Genomic DNA, 21073 nt, shown 5'->3' on the forward strand with positions numbered 1-21073 from the left:
GTCAACTCACCGCCAAGATGGCGGCGTTACAAATACTTATGCGTAAGTCCAGTATTAACTAACGAACTGCCCCATGAATTCCGATCGCCTTGCCCTCAGCGTCATATAATTTAAGGGGAACTCCGGCATTATCGCTAATAGCTTCTAATGCTACTTGCAGGGTTTGCAGATGCTTTTCTACACCTTGGCGAGTTTTGGCATCCTTATCTCCTGCCTTCAAGAAAGTTTGCTGAAGCTTCTGTACATAACCAGGTGTCATTTGTACAGCAATCAAATTATCGCTAATAGTAAAGTCGCAAACTTTTGGCGAACCGTTGCACACTTTATCTAAATCATTGCGAGCTTTTAACAACACCCTTTCTACTTGCAATTTAGCCTTAACTTCCTGCAAAGAAGCTTTGTAGGAAGCAATGAGGGGCCGTGCTTTCACGTAGTAAGAAGTTGTTGTTGGCACTTCCTGAGCATAAGTTAAGGCATTCTGCCAGTATTCTGAAGCTTGAAACCACCCTTTTCGCTGCTCAAAAATCCGAGCTTGGGCGGCGGCGGTGACAGACTGAGTGTAAGAATCTTCGGCAATTTCTTCTATGGTTTTGCGATCGCGTGCCTTTGCTAACTTCGTCTCATACTTCGGTAATAGCACCTTAGCCTGCTCGTAAGCTGTCGTACCCTTGGGTATTGAACCTAGCATAGTCACCGATGTTTGCCAATCACTCTGAACTTTTTGCCAGCTTTCAGGTAACTGAGCTACCCCTTCACGAGCTTCAGTTATTCGAGCTGTATTCTGGGCGGAATTAAGTTTTTTCTCTCCCTGTTGCTCTGCTAGTAACCGCTTATTTGCTGCGGCTAAATTTCCTTTATATTCCTTTAATTTGCTCTGAGAAAATGGATAAACAGGACTATCCTTGGGGATTTTTATAAGGGGCGCGATCGCATCTTGCCACAGAGATTTTATCTCCATCCAATTCTCAGCAGAATGAGGCGGATTTTGAGATTTTAAAGAGGCGGATTTTGCCCGCTTTACAGCCGCGAGTACAGAGTCTAAATTATTTTTTTGTACCCGATAATTTTGCAGTTGCTTTTGAGCTTCGCTGTAACGGGGCGACCAAAATGGAATAGCTTCTAGATTCACGATCGCTTGATTTAATTTTCCCTGTGCCTCTTCCACGCTATTAATCGTCTTTTTAGCTTTCAGGGTTTTTACTGACTGCTGATTTAGCTGTTGAGCATCAGCAAATGCCGTACACTTCCCAATCACGCAAGGGCGAGTTAACGCATAAGCAAAACTTAGCAAAAGTGCTGTCACCGTACCCGCACCTATCACCCATATCAACGCCACCAGTGAGAAACGGAAGCTCTTTTTTGTAACAGGTTGTAGATCGTTGGCATCGAAGGGATTGCCATCGCTTTCAGAAATTTCCGCAGCCTGAACTATTATAGATTCTTGATAGTTAGAGCTAGCAGAAATATCATAAGATTCTTCTTGGATGCTGTCTAAATCTACTGTTTCTGTACCTTCTTTTTCTTCTACCTCGGTGCTTCGATTCTCTCGCTGTAAAGAAACTGGAACAATTGCACTATTATTTTTTACCCTTGATTTTGAAATACTTGCTCTTGACAAAAATGACGGCTCCATGCTAAAAGAATGGAAAGCGTAAGGATGTTTTTGTCCCGCCAATTTTAGGCAAATTCCTACTTGTTGAATATATCTTGGTTGTAGTGTAACAATAGCTGACTGGATTGCTGTTAGAGTTGGTGAAGCCTTCAGAGTTAAACTAGGTGGGTGTTCCCCCACAACCATCAAAGTTTCTTCTACAAAACTACAACTAATTTGGAGGGGTAAGTTTTGAAAGCCTACTGCTTGCAATTGCTGCTGCAAATCTTCCTCTAGAATCTGTAAATTACTCCGCCGCGTTGCTGTTGCTGTTTTCATGAATTTTCTCCTCTTTGATGGCCACCACAATTGAGATTTTGACTTCTAGATTTTGGATTATTTAGATTCTCTGCTAGGCTTGAAGATTTTTAAATCCTGTCAACTAACTCCGATCTAAAACCTATATTCTAAATTTTAAAGGGTTGTTTATAGCTTTCTCCGAAACAAACCTGTTCTGTAGCAAAACGCCCGCCGTATTTTTTGAAAGGTTCAGCGGCATAACCCATAGGTAGGAGACAGCAAACATCGATCTCATCGGGAATTTGAAATGCTTCTTTTACCTGAGCTCCTAAAAAACCTTCCATTGGGCAGCTATCAACCCCAAGGCTCTTAGCTGCAATCATCAAGTGGGCAACTGCTAACATTGTATGGCGGTTAGTCCAAGCTTCTGCTGACTGAAAGCTTGCAGGGGACTCAAACATATTAGGAATTGATTGTCGCATTATATCTGCCAAAACATCAGGCATAGCACCCACATCTTTGCCTAATTGGATGACAGATTCGATGTATTCTGGTTGAGTTACACTGCGATCGCCACAGCAAATTAAAACTACTGGTGCTTCTCCTATCTGACGCTGATTAAAAGCGCAAGCTTTTAGCTTTTCCTTGCTCTCTTGCTCTCGTAAAACAATAAAACGCCAAGGTTGCAAATTGTAACCTGAAGGCGATCGCAATCCCAATCTAAAGATTTCCCCTAAAATTGCTGGCGTAATTGTATCAGGTCTAAAAGAACGGGCGGCCCGCCGATCTTCAATAGCTATTTTTACATTGATTGAAGGTTGCATTTCTACGGTCATAGGTAGTGGTTAGTTGTTAGTTGTTAGTTGTTAGTTGTTACTCGTGGTTGATAATTAGTAGCTGGTAGTTGGTAGTTGGTAGTTGGTAGTTGGCAAAATGATTAGAGAAGTATAAAAAATCATTTTTCCTTCTTCCTTCTTCCTTCTTCCTTCTTCCTTCTTCCTTCTTCCTTCTTCCTTCTTCCTTCATTATCCTAAACCCAACTCGCGTTTGAGTAAGTTAATCGACTGAGAACCGATATAATTTTCGCAGCAGATCAATTGTGGGGGGCGGATAATATCTTCTCTGGCAGCATTGACAGCAGCTTTCACAGTAGCAATACTTGCTTGATCGCAAGCAATTGTACGAGCGCTGCGAACGATCGCATTAATTTTGTAAGGATCGGACAATTGAGCTGTCATTACCAACAAGTCTTGTCCTCGCAGGCTGTGAATAATTACTTCTACTGCCCGCAGTAGACCAGAACTGAGGCTAACAATACCAAAGTAAGTATCTTTTGGTAAGCTATTAACGAGTTGGATTTCCTTAGCATAATCGTAAATGTCAACGGGGATGACGCGCACAGATCGAGGAGCTGCGATCGCTTCTGCTTCACCGATGAAATAGCGGCTAGTCACTACCGTCCCCGAAGGTACTTGATCGATGACTTGAGCTAGCTGTTCCATTGGCACTAATTGTACGGGGATGCGAAGAGCTTGCTCTAGTTCTTGAGTCATCAACTCACCGATGCCAATATCTTGAGTCGGTGCTGTCACTAAGACTCTAGCGCTACAGCGGAGTCGCCAGTCAATTTCCCCTAAAAATAGTTCCCTCGCTTGACTGAGAGTACAACCTTGTCCGAGCAGTTGGTCGAGACTGTGTTGCACGATCTTATCAGCTTCGGGATATTGTTCGAGAATGGGTGATTTGCGCGTACTACCGCCTTCATTACCTTGAGCTCGGACGTAAATGCCTGAACCTGCTTGAGCCTCCACCAGTCCTGTTTCTTCTAATTGCCGATAAACTTTACTAATGGTATTGCGGTGCAGCCCCGTTTGCATCGCTAACTGCCTAGTGCTGGGTAAGCGATGGCCGGGGGGAAATTGCCGGGAGGCGATCGCAAACCTAATTTGGTTAAATAGTTGGTTGGATGCCGGGATCTCGCTGTCTGCTTGAATTTGAAACTGAACCATCCTAGAAACTCCAGGGATTGGGATAAAGGATTTATAAAAGCAATTCTCTGGTCTATAATCATTCGGATCTGATCTTAAGCTATAGCATAATCTACTTTTGGCTGATTCACTTTATTATTGGGTTGGGGAAAGATATCAAATACAATCAATGATTACAAGTTTTGTATTTTGTTGGCATCAGGCGCTCGCTTGATAATTTTTAAAGGCTTCAACCAAGAACAACGCTGCCAAGAAATTCTCGATCGCATCCCCATTTGCCTTAATCTAAACTCAATAAGTTGACATTTGCAAAATATAGCAACCGCTTTCGTCAGTTAGGACACTCGCTCATGGCCCAAACCATTAACTCTGTTCCCCTCTTCCCCTTCTTCCCCTTCTTCCCCTTCTTTCCCTAGCCCCTAGCCCCTAGCCCCTAGCCCCTAACCGCCCTGGCGGTTGCTATAATCCCTATGACTGACTTAAAAATTCACACAGCCAATGTCACAGTCACCAATGGTGACTTGCAAATAGCCGCTTACCTCGCCCAACCTGCGATCGAGGGGAAATTTCCAGCAGTGATTGTCATTCAAGAAATCTTCGGAGTTAACGCCCACATCCGCGAAGTCACAGAAAGAATTGCTAAAGAGGGATATATTGCGATCGCCCCAGCCATCTACCAGCGCCAAGCCCCCGGCTTTGAAACCGGCTACACTCCAGAAGACATCAAAATTGGCAGACATTACAAAGACCAAACCAAAGCCGCAGAACTCCTCAGCGACATCCAAGCCACCATTAACTACCTCAAAAATTTGCCCTCAGTCAAAAGTAGTAGCTTTGGCTGCATCGGCTTCTGTTTTGGCGGCCACGTCGCCTATCTCGCCGCCACCTTAGCCGAAATCAAAGCCACAGCATCGTTCTACGGCGCTGGAATTGCCACAAATACCCCCGGCGGTGGTTCCCCCACCATCACGCGCACAGCAGACATTAAAGGCACTATCTACGCATTTTTCGGCACTCAAGATGCCAGCATTCCTCCAGAGCAAGTTGAGCAGATTGAGACAGAGCTACAAAAATACAACATTCCCCATCGGATTTTTCGCTACAACGCCGATCACGGCTTTTTTTGCGACCATCGCGCTAGTTACAACGCCACAGCCGCCGCTGACGCTTGGATACAGGTCAAACAGCTATTTAGAGAGAAACTTTAAGCCAAAAAGGGATTGACTAATGACAAACAACCATTAATCATTAACAATTAGCAATTAAAATTCTCAATACTCAGTCTCCACATACCCCCAGATTAGTTATATTGGGGTAGCCAACTATTTTAGGACTTACGCAGCGATCGCGAAAAATCAGGGCTTGAGTTTGCTTCGTATCCTTACAACTGCGCTTCGCTTAGTTGCACACTTGCTTAAGATTACTTCGTAACCTCGCCATGCTTCCGATCTCGCAACATACGCTAAACTTGGTAAGCGCTACACGCAGGGTGCGCCAGCGCAATGGCAGAAAGTAAGTTACTTTCCATAGCTATAGCGATCGCCCAATCAAGGCGCATTGGCTAAGCAGCAGTTAGGCTCATAGTTTAATTTCAATTTTCTTTCATTCAATTGACATGAATCCCAAATCGACAGGTTCTCAAGGCGCAAAAGCATCCTTTTCGATGGACGATTTTGCCAAAGCCCTCGAACAGCACAATTACGAATTTCAGAAGGGGCAAGTAGTGCGCGGCAGAGTGGAAGAACTCGAATCCAACGGCGCGTACATAGACATCGGCGCGAAGTCCCCAGCTTTTCTCCCTCTCGAAGAGGCGGCCTTGAGAACGGTAGCAGACCTGTCTAAACTTCTGCCTTTGGAAGAGGAACGGGAGTTTCTAATTATCCGCGAACAAAACGAAAATGGCCAAGTAACCCTTTCCCTCCGGCAGTTGGAAATCAAGAAAACTTGGGATCAGGTGACAGAAATGTTTAACACGGGAGCCGTAATTCAAGTCCGTGTCACTGGCCACAATAAGGGCGGCATAACAGTAGATGTGCTAGGGATGCGAGGGTTTATTCCGCGATCGCACGTAGTCGAGCGAGAAAACTTACAATCCCTTGTTGGTCAATCCATGAGCGTTAGCTTCTTGGAAGTAGACCGCGAACGTGAAAAACTCGTACTTTCTCAGCGTGCAGCCACTAAATCTGCCAGCTTTAGCCAATTAGAAATTGGTCAAATTATTGAAGGAAAAATCAGCAGCATCAAGCAGTTTGGGGTATTTGTTGACTTTGATGGCATCACTGGTTTGCTCCATATTAAGGAAGTCAGCCAAAAGTATATCAACAATCTTGAAAAGGTATTTTCCGTAGGTCAAGTCATCAAAGCAATGATTATTAACCTTAACGAAGAACGGGGTCGGATCTCTCTGTCAACTAGGTTCTTAGAAAGTTATCCAGGGCAAATAGTAGACAAAATAGATGAAATGATGGCCACTGCCGAAGAACGTTCTGAGCAAGCTAGAAAAGCCCTATCTGAGTCTGAGAAAGTTGACAATTAGATACCTGGGAGCAAAGAGGGGCTACGATGCTCCGATGCTCAGGAAAGAAGGGGAAGAAGGGGAAGAAGGAAATAGAATCAGCGAGTTTGGTGGAACTCAGAACGTCCTAACTGCCAAGAAGGTTGCTATACAAAACAAAGCCCGCCTGTGCGGGCTAAAATATTGACTGTTTAAATCAATCGTAATAACAGGGTAAATATTGATTAATAACCCTCAAACTGTTGGTTCTAAAGCTGTGCTAAGTTGATAAACTAGGAGTGCAAGGGAAACAATACCTCCCGCAATCATTAACCCGGCTGGCATCAATTTCTTAGTTTTAACTAGCCGTGCAATAAAAACAATTACTAGCACAGCAGCTACTACTGTTGCTAAGATTAAACCCCAACTTTGTCCCTGAAGTTGCACTATACCGCTAAAAATCAGCAGTAGACCGCTAAGACTCCCAGAAATCAGTGAAGCTTTGCTTTGAGCCTTGGCGTATCCAATAATGCCGCCAACAAAAGTTAAAATGCCGTAGGCGATCGCGGTTGCTATACCTAAATTCATGGTTTAATTTACCTAATTGCAGAACTGCATCTAAATTTATACATCTCGCTTTGCAATTAATTGCACAAGTTGTTAGAAAATTTACAAAGATAGCTGCGCTCTCAATCTGCTATACAATTACCAATATGCCCTCCCTAAGCTTTCAAGCGATCGCAGACATCCGCTTCCTAGAACGTCAAGCAGCATCCCTGTTGCTGTACCAATCCGTTCTCAAAAGTACAATGGGTCAAGCCTTCCTCGACCTCCTGCAAGCTCTCCACCATAGCGGAGACAACAGTTTTGAGTGTCTCCAAGCCTACGGGAAGTGGTTCCAAGTCCAAGCCGCTAAAAATATCAACTGGCAAGAACATCTGATTGCACAAATTATCACAGATGACAACCCATTTTCTCGCCAAGCTCAAGATGTAAATTTTGCCAACTTATCATCAGCTTTAGTCGATGCTGCACGGCATGATTTACAAATATTACAAGGTCTTTATCAATGCAGCGGCGACCAACTTAGTAAATGGGTACGAACTGCCGGTCAACTATCAGCTCCACCTGTTGTTTGGCATTCAGAAAAAAATGGCGTAGAAGCAAACCATGAATTGCCCCTACGCAGTAAATTGGAAAAGCTCGAAAACTGGTCAAATGCCCTAGAAACTCTAGCAGATCACTATCGGCAATTTGGCTGCGGATTGTTTGCTGAGTATCGAGCTTTCCAATGGCAAGCCGGGAAGTTATCAAGCATCGCATATCCCGACTCTATAAAGTTGACGGAGTTAGTTGGTTACGAGTTCCAGCGAGATGCTTTGCTGAAAAATACGCAATTCTTACTAGCTGGATATCCCGCTTTGCACGTCTTACTTTATGGTAGCAGAGGATCGGGTAAATCATCTTTAGTGAAAGCACTATTAAATGAGTTTGGCGATCGCAATCTTCGCCTAATTGAAGTAGCAAAATCTGACCTTAAAGATTTACCTTTAATTATCGATCTGTTGCGCGGTGTTCCTCAAAAGTTTATTATCTTTGTGGATGACCTCTCCTTTGAAGAAGATGATGATGCTTTCAAATCTCTGAAAGTAGTTTTAGAGGGAAATGTAACAGCTAGACCTCAAAATGTGGTAGTTTATGCTACTTCTAATCGGCGGCACTTAATTCGAGAATTTTTTGAAGATCGGCCGCGTCCCCGCGACGGTGATGAAGTTCATGCCTGGGATACAGTTCAGGAGAAACTTTCTTTTAGCGATCGTTTTGGCTTGACTTTAACCTTTGAACCAGCCGACCAAAATACCTACTTAAAAATTGTCCGGCATTTAGCAAATCAAGCCGCAATTAATCTCAGCCCGGAAGATTTAGAATATCGGGCCAAAGAATGGGCAACACGGCATAATGGGCGTTCTGGGCGGACAGCGCGACAATTTGTTGACTTTCTGCGAGCTGAGTTAGCTATCGCTGGGTAATAGTAAAAATTTAAACGTAAGGTGGGTGCTCGCTGGAAACAGCCTGCAACTCATCGCTATAGATGGTTGAGGCGAGCGCCCACTCTACAAGTTGTTGGAAAAAATCAGCAGACAATGCCATGATTGTAGTTATGCAAACTCTCAATTAGGAGAAAATATAAAGTAGCGGGTAGCTGCAAACAAACTGAAGTAACGTTAGGGCCAGCAGAGGTCTTTGCTACGATCGCATTTAAAATTTAGTTAAAGGTTAAGCAAATTTATGGATCATATAGCCTACTCTCACCTATACCTAGCCTACGAGCAACCATCTCAAGTAAGAGAAGGAAATTGGCATCAACTCACGAGCAAAATTATCTTCTGTCTCCCGTCAGTTTTGACAGTGGTATCTGTTTTGGGAAATGTAACTACTTCCCTCGCAGCACTAAGCGATCGAAGCAGAGATTTCCCAGTAGTCGAGCTGCAAAACCGATTGAAAGAGCTTGGTTACTTCCCGAAGAATGTAAAATCTACGGGATTTTTTGGAACGATTACTCAAGAGGCACTAGCTGAATTTCAATGCGCCAATAATCTCCTATCAAATGGTATTTTGGATTCTGAAACTTCGGCAAAACTAGAAAGTGGTGAAGCTCAACCAGCTTCACCGCAAATTAGTATTAAATTACTAAGGTTAGGCAGCAGTAATGGTTGCGTTAAGCAACTGCAATTGCAGTTAGCAGCCTTGGGCTATTACAGAGGTAACATTAATGGCAGATTTGAGTATTCAACTCAAGTTGCAGTCCAGCAATTTCAGCAAGATTCCTCTCTAGAAGCAGATGGAATTGTTGGAGTAGTTACTCGTAAAGTCCTTAATGATAAAGTGAAAGATATTTAACAAATTTAATCTCAATTAATTTGCAAATGCCCTTCACTTATTCCCGAATAGTTCGCTTTCAAGATACTGATGCTGCTGGTGTGGTTTACTTTGCCAACGTTTTGGCAATTTGCCACGAAGCTTATGAAGCATCGCTGATAGCATCTGGAATCAATCTCAAAGCATTTTTTAGCAACCCAAATGTTGCTATTCCGATTGTTCATGCTACTGTAAATTTTTACCGTCCAATGTTTTGCGGCGACGAATTAGCGATCCAATTAAATCCTCAACAGCTTGCGGAGAATGAGTTTGAAATTGCTTATCAAATTTTTTCCAAGGAAGTAGCAGATAGATTTGCTGCTAAAGCAATTACCAAGCACGTCTGTATCGATACAACTACTAGAACTCGCCAACATTTATCTGAGGAAGTAATGCAGTGGCTAGGTCAATTTTAAATATTAGATGTTAAATTATTGATGTTATACAGTTCATCAAAAAAATACAACGAATCTGCTGCTAAATCTCCGTTAAAAATGAGGAATTATTGGTGAACTCCTGTTGGCATTTTTTTAAGTTTTCTCCTGATTTTTACTTATGACTAATCGCAGTTATGCTATTCTTGGAACAGGTGCTTTAGGGGGCTTCTATGGTGCCAAATTACAGCAATCAGGTTTAGATGTTCATTTTCTCCTGCGTAGTGATTACGAGTACGTTAAACAGCACGGTTTAGTGGTAGAATCGCCAGATGGTGACTTTATTTTACCACAAGTGAATACTTATAATAATGTAAGCCAAATGCCAAACTGTGATGTCGTAGTTGTGGCTTTAAAGACTACTAAAAATCATTTATTGTCAGAATTATTGACATATTTTGTCAACCCAAATACTATTTTTTTAGTATTGCAAAATGGATTAGGAATAGAACCAAAAGTGGCGGAAATTGTCGGAGATAAACGAGTAATGGGAGGGTTGTGCTTTCTTTGTTCTAACAAAGTGGGCGCAGGTCATATTCGCCACTTAGATTATGGTACAATTACTATGGGTGAATATTCTGCTCAGTATCAACCCAGTGGAATTACGGATAGGTTACATGAGATTGCTAGTGACTTTGAATCAGCTAGTATTCCTATAGTAATGAGCGAAGATTTACTTTTAGCGAGATGGAAGAAACTTGTCTGGAATATTCCTTATAATGGGCTTTCTGTGGTTCTGGATGCTAGAACTGATGAACTAATGGCTAATGCTGATACGCGGATTTTAGTTGAGAAGTTGATGTGGGAAGTTGTAGCAGGGGCAAAAAGTTGCAATCGGATCATTCCCGATAATTTTATCCAAAAGATGCTTGATTATACTGACAAAATGAAGCCTTATCGGACTAGCATGAAGCTGGATTATGATGAAAAGCGAGAGCTAGAAGTTGAGGCGATTTTTGGTAATCCATTGCGAATTGCTGAACAATCAGGTGTTAATTTGCCGCTGATTGATATGCTTTATCGGCAGTTAAAGTTTTTGAATGTTCGCTAATGTAGAGTTTTAGCAAAATTACCCTTAATCTTTAAATTGGCGTAATGTTAAACTATATTCATCGTCTATTCCTAAAGTAACTATGACTCTTGCTCAAATCCAAACCTCTACGCCCGAAACCCAAAATCAAAAAGAAGATGATATTATATTTCCACCAGGCGACCTTTACAGTGACGAACCTCCCTTGGAAAGCGACTTACACCGCAAACAAATCGACCTACTAATCCGCCTCCTAGAATGGTTATGGCGCGACAGGCAAGATTTCTACGTTTCTGGAAATCTTACCGTTTACTTTAGCCCCAACCAAAATAAATCTGAAGATTTCCGAGGGCCAGATTTTTTCGTTGTCCTCAATACCGAGCGAAAGCCACGTAAAAGTTGGGTTGTGTGGGAAGAAGGCGGAAAATATCCCAATGTAATTATAGAATTGCTTTCATCTTCCACTGCTGCTACAGACAAAGGTTTAAAGAAGGAAATTTACGAGGAAAATTTCCGCACCATCGATTATTTTTGGTTCGATCCTTACAATTTGGAATTTGCGGGATTCCACTTTGTAGATGGAAAATATCAACCCCTAGAAGCTAATCCCCAAGGGTGGTTGTGGAGCCAACAACTTGACTTGTTTTTGGGGATTCATAACTCGCAATTGCGCTTTTTTACGCCGGACGGTAAACTTGTAGCCACACCAGAGGAGTTGTTAGCTCGCTATCGGGAACGCTTTGGAGAATTACCAGAAGATTAAAAGTGATAAAGCGCAGAATTGCTTTTGTAAATTCAAATGTTAGGATTAGGCTTCAACAATTCTATGGCAATTTCTTGCAACTGTTCGCGGTTGAATTTACCTTGAGAATTGCGCGGAAAGCTTTCGATACTAACCCAGTATTTAGGCTGCTTAAATTTGCTCAATTTATCCTCGATTGCAATTTGCAAAGACGCAGTAGAAACCCCTGAATTTTTAGGAACATAAACCGCCGTTACAACTTGGCCCCAAAGTTTATCTGGCAAGCCAATTACGCAGACATCGACAACTAAAGCAGTTGCTCTAATTGCCGCTTCCACCTCAGCAGGAAATACATTTTCTCCCCCCGTGATTATTTTATCACTACTACGTCCCACAATGTTCAAATAACCATTTTTATCTAAATACCCTATATCATCCGTTTGAAAATTATCTCTATTTGCAAATATTTGAGGATAATAGCCTAATGCCAAGGAATCACCCTTTATAGTAATATTTCCTATTTGATTATAACTTAATATTTCGTGATTTAGACTACTAATTGTTACCTGAGCATGGGGCAATATCTGACCATAGCTGTTATTTCCAGCGAGGAAATCTTTTGCTTTAAGTGTAGCAATTTGGGAAGCGGTTTCTGTCATCCCGTAAGTTGGAGATAATTGAATACGGTGTTTTCTAGCTTCTTCTAATAGTGAATCCCAAGCTGGAGCACCGCCTAAAAGAACAGTATGAAAGCGAGATAGCCAGCTAGCCATATATGGATTTTGTAGCAAGCGTTGTAGTTGAGTTGGTACTAAAGAAATGAAAAAATCTGCGGAATTAATATCCCCTGTCTCACCAGATTCAAGTGCTTTAAATGGCATGATTACCAGTTTACCACTGGTAGTAAATGAGCGCATAAATTGCATTAAACCACTGACGTGATATAGCGGTAACACGCAAAATGAATTGATTACTGACAATTGAAAATATTGTTTCAAAGCTTCTATAGATGCGTTCAAAGTTTCCCAGGTGTGCATAGCAAATTTAATTTTTCCTGAAGAACCCCCAGTGGGAATCATTATCAATGGATAATTGTTAATTGGTAATGGGTAATTGATAATGGGTAATTGGTAATTTTCTTTCAGATATTCTGCCTCTTGTCCCCAAATTATGTCGGGATTCACTAACTCAAAAACTTGCTCCCACTCCTGTTTTACCCAGTTAGGATTGCATAAAAAAATCTGGCAGCCAGCCGCACAACTAGCAATAAAACTAGCGATAAATTGCACTGGTTCTCGCTCTGCAAGCAAAATTATAGGACGGGTATTAATATTAGCTAACTGTGTTAAATTATGTAATTTTTGCTCGGCAATACTGGTAACTTCGCCACCGTCGTAACCAATAAGCCAGTTATCAGGAAAACGAGACAAATGTTCCATAATATCGGGAATTAAATGTTTTGCCATAAACGATCTAACCAGATTTCTTCATCTTCATCAAACCAGTGGTTGACACCAAAACCTAATGCTCTATTATGATGGGAAAGTTCAAAGGCTAAACTCAGTGCTTTTTCTCTTCCAATCTTGGTTTCAAAGACTGATGAAAAGACAGCATCAATATCATGGGTTTGACAAAATTTTCGCAGTTGCGATGGAGAACCTGCTATGCAAGGTTTAATCACAAAAATTCCCCGCCAACCTTGCTGATAACATTCTTGCATTTGATTGAGAGTGGCAACGGATTCATCTAAAGCGATGGGAGTGGAATAAAGACTGGACAACTCTAATATTACCTCAAACTGGTTTACAGGCAAAGGTTGTTCTAGAAATTCAATATCGATCCTCAATTTATCATTGCCTATTATATTATCGCAAACTTGCAACCATTCGCAAGCTTCAGCGTAACTGAGTCCCCCATTAGCATCTAATCGTAAAAATACCGAATTTTCTATCTCTACAATATCAGAAATTAATTGGTCAAAAATTTTAAGTTCTTCTTGAATTTTACCAACTCCTATTTTCCATTTAAAAGTGCGATATCCTTGATTCCAGAGTGTTTGCCATACCTGTAAAGCCGCTTCCCCAGATGGCAATAAACCACTGTATTGATTTTTAATTTTATCTCCCTCTTTCGCCATTGGCGCAAGAGGGAATGATATATTTTGAATTGGTTGATTAATGTTTTCCCAAGCAGATTCAAAACCAAATTGACAGGCTGGTAATTCCGCCGGAATAGAAAAAATAATCTCCTCTGTAATCCTCGCTGGTAATTGGCGACAAAAATCTATAGCTTGGTCGAAGCTTTCGGAACCTAACCAATTAATTGGTGCAATTTCACCTAAACTAAATTTACCAGTTTGTTCAGCAAGACGGATGATAATGCCTTCTCGGATATTCCAAACGCCGTGACTTGTTTGCAAGGGAGTATTGAACTTTCGTTGATAGATACTAAAATCAAATTGGTATAACATCAATTTTCTGCTAAACAATAAAAATTCCTCAGAACTGTGACAAATTTATTTATGTTTTCTAAGTGAATATTGTGACCAGTTTTGGGTATAATTTCTAACTTAGATTGCGGACATAAACTTGCCATTTCTCTATTAATAGCTATAAATTTATCATCATATTCTCCCGCTAGCAACAGCATAGGAATTTTATTTTTTCTAAGTTGTTCCCAAAGAGACGGCTGATTACCTGTTCCGATGTTTCGGAGCGATTTGGCTAACTCCACTGGGTTATTATCTAAGCGACGTTCTATTAATTGTTCAAAATCCAAAGAATCTTTTAAGGATTTGAATAGTGGCCGATCGTACCAGTTTAATAAAAAGTCTTTAAAATTGGTTGTTTGCAATTTTTCTGCTAGTTGTAAATCATTTTGCAGACGTTGTTCGCGCTCCAATTTATGCTTCAATCCGGGAGATGCTGACTCCAATACCACTTTATCAAAACGGGAGGGAAAATAAAGGCTCATGTATAATGCCAATCGTCCACCCATTGAATAGCCAAATAAAAAACATTTGTCAATTTCTAAATCATCTAGTAATGTTATTAATGCTTGAGCCGTCTTAGGCATTGTATAGCAATCTTCGCCACCAATAACTCTGGTTTTTCCGTGTCCGGGAAGGTCAACCGCTAGACAATAAAAATTTTCGGATAACAAAGAAATAGCTATATTAAAGTCAAGAGATTTGCCCATAAATCCGTGCAAAAATAATATTGCAGGATGCTTATTACTGCCATTTAAAGAATAGTGTAATTGATAATTATTATTTTTCCCGATCATCTTTAAGTGAGATGCACGAATCAGTAAATTGAGCTACCTGCGCTGATAGCGAATTTCCGCACTGCTAACGGAGATTACTGCTCGAAAACGGCAGAGAAAATCCATGCCAAGAAGACCATCTAAACGGAGAGGCGATGGTATATCATGGGCAATTATTTCAAAATTTTCTATTAGTTGCCCTACACAGTTGAACCAAGATATGCTAACGACAGGAGCATAGATTCTTCCTTGACCTGTAAATATTTCTTGCCTGCGTAAAGGATTACGAATATCATAACCTAAATCCTCTAATACCTGAATCGGCAAGATAGTAAAACTGGCTCCCGTATCTACTAACAAACGTAGCCGAACAAAGTCACCGCTTTCTATAGCACCGACAGTTGCTTGTACTCTAAGCAAATTCCGCCCGTGAGGGAATAAGTGATAAGTTTTTTGATAATGTCTTCTTTTTGTCACAACATCACCGCTAGGTCTTCAGGTATAGACCCAGTATATTCTATTGCTACAGGTCTGCCCTTTCTTAATGAAAGCTGACTGTAAACCTCATCTCGCTCAGGTGAATGTATCAAGACTTCGCCGCGAATCAGATTCAGATCCTCGTCCAGTTCTGGGGAAACAATCAGTACCCATTCGTCAGGATATAAGCTGATAATTTCTTCGAGACTCAGAATTTGGCTAATTGCTGTTTTAGCATTCATACTTTGATACTCCTTTCTATGTGTTAAAATGAGGTATGACTCACCCAGTCAAAAACTGAATTGAAACCTCGCTGAAAAAAGCGATTACTCAACTTAAGCTGGTCACACCTCCATAATAACTGAATATCATCCGATGGGCAAGACAAATCCTAATCCCAGTAAAATACCACTAAAAAAGTGTAAAGCTACTGCTATAAACTTACAATTGCTCACTTTTTCAGGTTGCTCGTGATACTCGCTGACATGGCGACAAAGCTTGAGCGCAAAGGGTAAACTTACGAAAATCAACAATGTCCAAATCGGGAAAAATCCCAGAGCATAAAATGCAATAGTTAAAGCAAACAGGCTGCTGCATAGCCAAACTAATAAATCAGCACCTTTTTTTGTCCCAAGTCGGACAATTGGCGATTTTTTCCCGGCCGCTAAATCATCCTCAACTTGGTGGAAGTGAGAGCAAAATAAGATAATGCTAGTAACAACTCCCACAATTACAGAAGCAGCAAAATTTGTTGTAGACCAAGCTTGAGTTTGACTGTAATAAGCTGCGGCTACAGCCAAAGGGCCAAAAGTAAAAAAGCAAATAATCTCCCCTAAACCCTGATATCCTAAGCGGAAAGGTGGCCCTTGATAGCTGTAGCCTAGAGCGCAACACAGGATTACGAGCCAAATCACGGTTGGGTCTTGTTGCCACCAAGCGATCGCGAAAATTCCCGACACACCTAGAGCTAAAAACAAATTGCTCAACCAGAAAATCAAAGATTTATTTCCAGTTAAATTAACAACAGAATGAGCCTTGTTTTTATCAATGCCTGTGTCTGCATCAAATACATCATTGCTGAGATTTAGCCAAGCCAAAATTAAAATGGCTGCCATTAGAAAGGTAGAAAAAATTGACACATTAATCGTTTTAGTTTCAGCAAAAGCGATCGCCGTCCCTACCCAAATTGGAATAATCGCCACACTGTACATCGGAGGCTTGATCGCCGCTAGCCATAACTTACTGTTGCTAGGCTCAATTAACTTTGTTGTCATTACGCAAACTTGATTAAATTGTTATAAGCCTAGCAATTTTACAATTTTATTGGGTGCGAAGGTGTACTCTGTATAGGATGGGAGTGCGTGTGGGCGTACCTAGACAGCGATCCTCTCCGATCGCCCAACCCGCGATCGCCCTCAATGCCACCTCGCTAGAGAGGAGAGTAGGAGAGGAAAAACACTCCGATTGCAGGGCCTCACGCCTTTTAGTCTCCCGCTCTTGCCTTTGCCGGGAGCGTCAACAGACATAGATATGTGGTGCGGCGTGTCTAGCGATCGCGAAGAGTGCTTAGATTGGATAGGGAGTTGTACCTAAAATATACCCGCGATCCTTCAGACAAATCTGCTATTTTTGCTTCCATGCCAGTGATACCCCATCGCACTCATCTTTTTCAAGACCGCAAGGAACTGCATCAATTTCTATTAGATTGTCAGCAGTCTTTAACTGAAAAAGACTCGACAAAAATAGTCAGTATTTCTCTGGAAATTTCTTCCGTCGATCCCCTTGCCGTCCTTCAGGCAATTGCTGAACCAGATCGGCGACATTTTTATTTTGAAAAAAAAGATTCAAGGGCAGAAAATCACATTAGCAGTGGATTCGCGATCGCAGCCATTGATTCCGCCATTCATCTAACAGTAGAAGGCTCTCAGCGATTTGTCCGCGCTCAAGAATTTATTCAGTCATGTCTCGCTAGTACAATTGCCGTTGGTACTACACACATCCCTTTTGGTGGGCCTCATTTCTTCTGTAGTTTTACTTTTTTTGATGAGAACATCGCCGCTAGTTCTGACTTTCCCCCGGCGACCATATTTTTACCTCGCTGGCAAATTACGAGACAAAAAAATAGCTACATTCTCGTTGCCAACACAGTCATAAATATAGATATAAATATTAAGCTGATCTCTGACGAAATCTGGAACCAAATCAACAAAATCAGCTCAAGCAAATATAAATCATTAATAATCCCTAGCAACGGCTCAGTTTATTTGAAAAAAATAAACATGAATAATACCAGTCAATTTGAAACATCTGTGAAATCTGTTTTAGAATTAATCCAAGCTAAATATTTTAGTAAAATTGTTCTTTCTCATGCCATAGATGTATTTTCAAATACCGAGTTTAATCTGATTAATTCCTTAGATAATTTGCGGCTCATTTATCCAGGTTGTTACATATTTTCCACCAGTAACGGCAAAGGTCAAAATTTTATGGGAGCTAGTCCAGAGCGCTTAATCAGCATCCACAACCATCAGTTAGTAACAGATGCTTTAGCCGGTTCAGCACCCAGGGGCAAAACCATATCTAATGATACCGATTTAGCCAATGGTTTGTTATGTAGTGAAAAAGATTTACGAGAACATCGTGCTGTCATTGATTTTATCATCGAACGCTTATATAATCTTGGCATCACACCTCATATATCTCCCCGGCCGTACCTCTTGCAACTTTCCAACATTCAGCATTTATGGACACCCATTAAAGCTCAAGTTTCCCCAGAAATTCATTTATTGAAGATTTTAGCAGAGCTCCATCCTACGCCAGCAGTTGCAGGTGTACCCAGAGATATTGCCTTAGAACAAATTCGCCGTTATGAAACATTCGACCGCTCTCTTTATGCAGCACCTTTAGGTTGGGTAGATCATCAAGGAAATGGTGAATTTGCTGTCGGGATTCGCTCTGCTTTTATAGATAGCAATCGTGCTAGACTTTATGCTGGTGCTGGTATTGTTTCTGGTTCTGAACCAGACAAAGAGTTAGCAGAAATCAAACTGAAATTGCAAGCACTTTTAAATGCTCTAGTTTGAAGAAAAAAGGAAGAAAGCTCTTCGGCTTTGCACAGGGTAAAAAGAAGGAAAAACCACTAATAATTAACAACTAACAACTAAAAAATGATAGATTTTCGTAATACAAATACCCTGTGGTCATCCATCTTAGTAGAGACTTGGCAACGCCTAGGATTAACCACCGTCGTCATTTGTCCAGGCTCCCGTTCCACACCCCTAACAATTGCCTTTGCTCAGAATCATAAAATAGAAGCAATTCCCGTACTCGATGAGCGTTCAGCCGCATTTTTTGCCTTGGGAATAGCCAAAAAAACTGGTTTTCCAGTAGCAGTAGTTTGCACGTCTGGAACCGCTGGAGCCAACTTTTTTTCAGCCATAATTGAAGCCAAAGAAAGTAGAATACCCTTGCTAATATTAACAGCAGACCGCCCTCCAGAACTTCGTGAATGTCATGCAGGACAAGCAATTGACCAAGTTAAACTATATGGTAATTACCCCAATTGGCAAACCGAATTAGCAATGCCATCTGCGGAAATAGGAATGCTAAACTATTTACGACAAACAGCAATTCATGCTTGGGAAAATTCATTTTTTCCTGTTCCTGGCCCGGTTCATATAAATATTCCCTTTCGCGATCCTCTCGCACCTATTCCAGAACTTGCAACTGAAGCTTTCAGATCGCAATTTAACACCGAAACCTTCTTTGATAATTGTCATTTTTTTGTTGCTAATATCGAAGGTTTTTGGGACAAAAAATCCCTTCAATCTGAAAGAATTATGACAGAAATATTTGCTCAAAATTATAATAAAGGAATTATCATTGCCGGCATCGCGCAGCCTCAGTTTCCAGAAACATATTGCCATGCAGTCGCCCAGATTTCTCAAACTTTAGGATGGCCAGTTTTAGCAGAAGGACTATCACCATTAAGAAATTATTCTCAACTAAATCCTTATCTAATTTCTACTTATGACTTAATTATCAGAAACCAGGAAATAGCAGAAAAATTAACGCCAGATATGGTAATTCAAATAGGAGAATTACCAATTAGTAAAAACCTACGAACTTGGTTAGAAAATACCCAACCTAGACGATGGATAATTGACCCCAGCGATCGCAATTTTGACCCCCTTCATGGCAAAACTTCTCACCTAAGAACATCAGTAGAAGCCCTTGCTTCTGTACTTGCCAAGACAAAATTTATTGAGTATAATTCAAGCAAAGAATATCTCCAATTATGGTGTAACACTGAAGCCAAAATCAGAAAAGCAATCGATCGAAAAATGGCTGGTATTAACAACATACTTGAGCCCAAAGCTGCTTGGCTAATTTCTCAGATTTTACCAACCGCCACCCCGATATTTATTGCCAACAGTATGCCAGTGAGGGATGTAGAATTTTTCTGGGTTCCTAATAACTTAAATATACAACCTTTTTTCAACCGAGGTGCTAATGGAATTGATGGCACTTTATCAACAGCTTTAGGTATAGCCTATCGCAATCAAAGTAGTGTTATGCTAACAGGTGACTTAGCACTTTTACACGATACAAATGGGTTTTTATTAAAAAACAAATTTATCGGACATCTAACAATTATTTTAATCAACAACAACGGCGGCGGCATTTTTGAAATGTTGCCTATAGCTAAGTTCGATCCTCCCTTTGAAGAATTTTTTGCTACTCCCCAGAATATTAACTTTTCTCAGTTGTGTGCAACTTACGATGTTGAACATGAGATCGTTGATTCTTGGGAACAGCTAAAGCAACGTTTAAACCCATTACCTAGCAGTGGTATCCGCGTCTTAGAATTGCAAACAAATCGACGAGAAGATGCCAAATGGCGTAAAGACAATCTACTTAAACTCTCGTCTTCATAGACAGCTCAAAATCTCTATTATTATATAGCAACCGCCAAGCTGGCAGTAACTTTACCGCCAAGATGGCGGCGTTACGTATAACCTTAACCGCTTTCAAAGCAGTTTTTATACTAACCAGATGGCTGAGTTAATAGCGGATCTAACTGTGCATTTCCATCTAATTTATAGATGTCATCACAACCACCAACGTGCCGATCATTAATGAAAACCTGTGGTACACTACGCCGTCCATTTGCACGTTCAGCCATTTGATTTCTAGCAACTTCGTCGCCGTCAATTTTGTATTCAGTATAGTTTACACCTTTCCACCACAGCAATAATTTTGCCCTCATGCAGTACGGACAAGTTTGCCAAGTGTAAATTTCGACATTGGCTTTAATGCGTTCTGGATGGCGACCTAAAACAGGATTAAGGAAATCAAGCATTTTTATTACCCTGGTAAATGTGGATCTAAGAACTGACATTTAAGCTATTATAACAATTCTCAATCAAGTCTCAACAGCATAGTTTGCTTTACCTTAACCTCTCTGCGACTTATGCGGCATATTTAAAAACAGTGTTAGCTACTGTAAAGCAAGTTAAAATTGGCAGAGTTTATTTTTCAATTCTCGCTTTATTTCTATTTCTAAAATTCAACTCTTTTGACATTGCCGTATAGTAGTGTAGTGCAAATAATAAATTGATTCCAAAAAACAGCACAGCTAATAGGAACCGAAAAAAACTCATAAATGATAACCCTGATGTCATGCTAAATATCGCGAAAACGACTGAGCAAAGACCAAACCCTGATGCAAAAGAGCTGAGAAATAGCGACTGCACTTTAGACATGACTTTCTTGGAAAACCTATTGGTTTAATTGGGTGATGCAACCAGAAAAGAACTCTCGTCTAGACTCGT

21 protein-coding genes are annotated in these 21073 nt (G+C 40.9%); 9 read left to right on the forward strand and 12 right to left on the reverse strand.

Annotated features, from left to right (window positions below):
* Positions 1–58: 58 nt before the first annotated feature.
* The 4 genes from PY364_RS20160 to PY364_RS20175 all read right to left on the reverse strand — a co-directional run bounded on the left by PY364_RS20160 (position 59) and on the right by PY364_RS20175 (position 3900).
* On the reverse strand, positions 59–1930 hold the full coding sequence (locus PY364_RS20160) for a hypothetical protein (RefSeq protein WP_275525217.1): 1872 nt from the start codon (positions 1928–1930) through the stop codon (positions 59–61).
* A gap of 128 nt (positions 1931–2058) precedes the next feature.
* Positions 2059–2727 (reverse strand): nitroreductase family protein, encoded by a 669-nt coding sequence (locus PY364_RS20165; protein WP_275525219.1) that lies wholly within the window; start codon positions 2725–2727, stop codon positions 2059–2061.
* Between the two features lie 37 nt (positions 2728–2764).
* Entirely contained in the window at positions 2765–2917 is a 153-nt protein-coding gene (locus PY364_RS20170) for a hypothetical protein (RefSeq protein ID WP_275525220.1), read from the reverse strand.
* Entirely contained in the window at positions 2917–3900 is a 984-nt protein-coding gene (locus tag PY364_RS20175; protein ID WP_007356615.1) for a GntR family transcriptional regulator, read from the reverse strand. The genes PY364_RS20170 and PY364_RS20175 overlap by 1 nt, the downstream gene beginning before the upstream one ends.
* A 449-nt stretch (positions 3901–4349) precedes the next feature.
* Between PY364_RS20175 and PY364_RS20180 the strand changes: the two genes are divergently transcribed.
* Positions 4350–5087: a dienelactone hydrolase family protein gene (locus PY364_RS20180; RefSeq protein ID WP_275525222.1), complete on the forward strand. Its 738-nt coding sequence runs from the start codon at positions 4350–4352 to the stop codon at positions 5085–5087.
* 407 nt (positions 5088–5494) lie between these two features.
* Entirely contained in the window at positions 5495–6415 is a 921-nt protein-coding gene (locus tag PY364_RS20185) for a S1 RNA-binding domain-containing protein (protein WP_275525224.1), read from the forward strand.
* Between the two features lie 213 nt (positions 6416–6628).
* Here the strand turns inward: PY364_RS20185 and PY364_RS20190 are convergent, their stop codons facing one another.
* Complete coding sequence (locus PY364_RS20190; protein WP_275525226.1) at positions 6629–6961, reverse strand: TMEM14 family protein; 333 nt, start codon at positions 6959–6961, stop codon at positions 6629–6631.
* Positions 6962–7086: 125 nt separating this feature from the next.
* Between PY364_RS20190 and PY364_RS20195 the strand changes: the two genes are divergently transcribed.
* The 5 genes from PY364_RS20195 (at position 7087) to PY364_RS20215 (ending at position 11519) form a co-directional block, all read left to right on the forward strand.
* Positions 7087–8403, forward strand: a complete 1317-nt coding sequence (locus PY364_RS20195; RefSeq protein ID WP_275525228.1) for an ATP-binding protein — start codon at positions 7087–7089, stop codon at positions 8401–8403.
* Between the two features lie 259 nt (positions 8404–8662).
* Positions 8663–9274: a peptidoglycan-binding protein gene (locus PY364_RS20200; protein ID WP_275525230.1), complete on the forward strand. Its 612-nt coding sequence runs from the start codon at positions 8663–8665 to the stop codon at positions 9272–9274.
* Between the two features lie 26 nt (positions 9275–9300).
* The gene (locus PY364_RS20205) at positions 9301–9708 is read left to right on the forward strand and encodes a thioesterase family protein (protein ID WP_275525232.1); all 408 of its coding nucleotides are present in this window, start codon (positions 9301–9303) and stop codon (positions 9706–9708) included.
* A 139-nt stretch (positions 9709–9847) separates the two neighbouring features.
* A complete protein-coding gene (locus tag PY364_RS20210; RefSeq protein WP_275525234.1) occupies positions 9848–10777 on the forward strand; it encodes a putative 2-dehydropantoate 2-reductase in 930 nt (309 codons plus the stop codon).
* Positions 10778–10859: 82 nt separating this feature from the next.
* Positions 10860–11519: a Uma2 family endonuclease gene (locus tag PY364_RS20215; protein ID WP_275525236.1), complete on the forward strand. Its 660-nt coding sequence runs from the start codon at positions 10860–10862 to the stop codon at positions 11517–11519.
* A 32-nt stretch (positions 11520–11551) separates the two neighbouring features.
* On the opposite strand, the gene PY364_RS20220 is transcribed toward PY364_RS20215, so the two are convergent.
* The 6 genes from PY364_RS20220 to menA form a co-directional block, all read right to left on the reverse strand.
* The gene (locus PY364_RS20220) at positions 11552–12964 is read right to left on the reverse strand and encodes a 2-succinylbenzoate--CoA ligase (protein WP_275525238.1); all 1413 of its coding nucleotides are present in this window, start codon (positions 12962–12964) and stop codon (positions 11552–11554) included.
* Positions 12949–13968 (reverse strand): o-succinylbenzoate synthase, encoded by a 1020-nt coding sequence (locus tag PY364_RS20225; RefSeq protein WP_275525239.1) that lies wholly within the window; start codon positions 13966–13968, stop codon positions 12949–12951. The genes PY364_RS20220 and PY364_RS20225 overlap by 16 nt, the downstream gene beginning before the upstream one ends.
* Complete coding sequence (menH, locus tag PY364_RS20230) at positions 13968–14783, reverse strand: 2-succinyl-6-hydroxy-2,4-cyclohexadiene-1-carboxylate synthase (RefSeq protein WP_275525241.1); 816 nt, start codon at positions 14781–14783, stop codon at positions 13968–13970. Before menH ends, PY364_RS20225 begins: the two co-directional genes overlap by 1 nt.
* Before the next feature lie 33 nt (positions 14784–14816).
* Complete coding sequence (locus PY364_RS20235) at positions 14817–15239, reverse strand: retropepsin-like aspartic protease (protein WP_275525244.1); 423 nt, start codon at positions 15237–15239, stop codon at positions 14817–14819.
* The gene (locus PY364_RS20240; RefSeq protein WP_275525246.1) at positions 15236–15481 is read right to left on the reverse strand and encodes a hypothetical protein; all 246 of its coding nucleotides are present in this window, start codon (positions 15479–15481) and stop codon (positions 15236–15238) included. The genes PY364_RS20235 and PY364_RS20240 overlap by 4 nt, the downstream gene beginning before the upstream one ends.
* 126 nt (positions 15482–15607) lie before the next feature.
* Complete coding sequence (gene menA, locus PY364_RS20245; protein ID WP_275525249.1) at positions 15608–16513, reverse strand: 2-carboxy-1,4-naphthoquinone phytyltransferase; 906 nt, start codon at positions 16511–16513, stop codon at positions 15608–15610.
* Positions 16514–16876: 363 nt separating this feature from the next.
* On the opposite strand from menA, the gene PY364_RS20250 reads away from it, so the two are divergent.
* Positions 16877–18322, forward strand: a complete 1446-nt coding sequence (locus PY364_RS20250) for an isochorismate synthase (RefSeq protein ID WP_275525271.1) — start codon at positions 16877–16879, stop codon at positions 18320–18322.
* Positions 18323–18406: 84 nt separating this feature from the next.
* The gene (gene menD, locus PY364_RS20255; protein WP_275525251.1) at positions 18407–20176 is read left to right on the forward strand and encodes a 2-succinyl-5-enolpyruvyl-6-hydroxy-3-cyclohexene-1-carboxylic-acid synthase; all 1770 of its coding nucleotides are present in this window, start codon (positions 18407–18409) and stop codon (positions 20174–20176) included.
* A 110-nt stretch (positions 20177–20286) separates the two neighbouring features.
* Here menD and grxC read toward each other — a convergent pair whose 3' ends face one another.
* The gene (gene grxC, locus PY364_RS20260) at positions 20287–20601 is read right to left on the reverse strand and encodes a glutaredoxin 3 (protein ID WP_275525254.1); all 315 of its coding nucleotides are present in this window, start codon (positions 20599–20601) and stop codon (positions 20287–20289) included.
* Positions 20602–21073: the final 472 nt, after the last annotated feature.

The organism is Kamptonema sp. UHCC 0994 (genome assembly GCF_029167235.1).
GTDB lineage: Bacteria > Cyanobacteriota > Cyanobacteriia > Cyanobacteriales > Microcoleaceae > Kamptonema.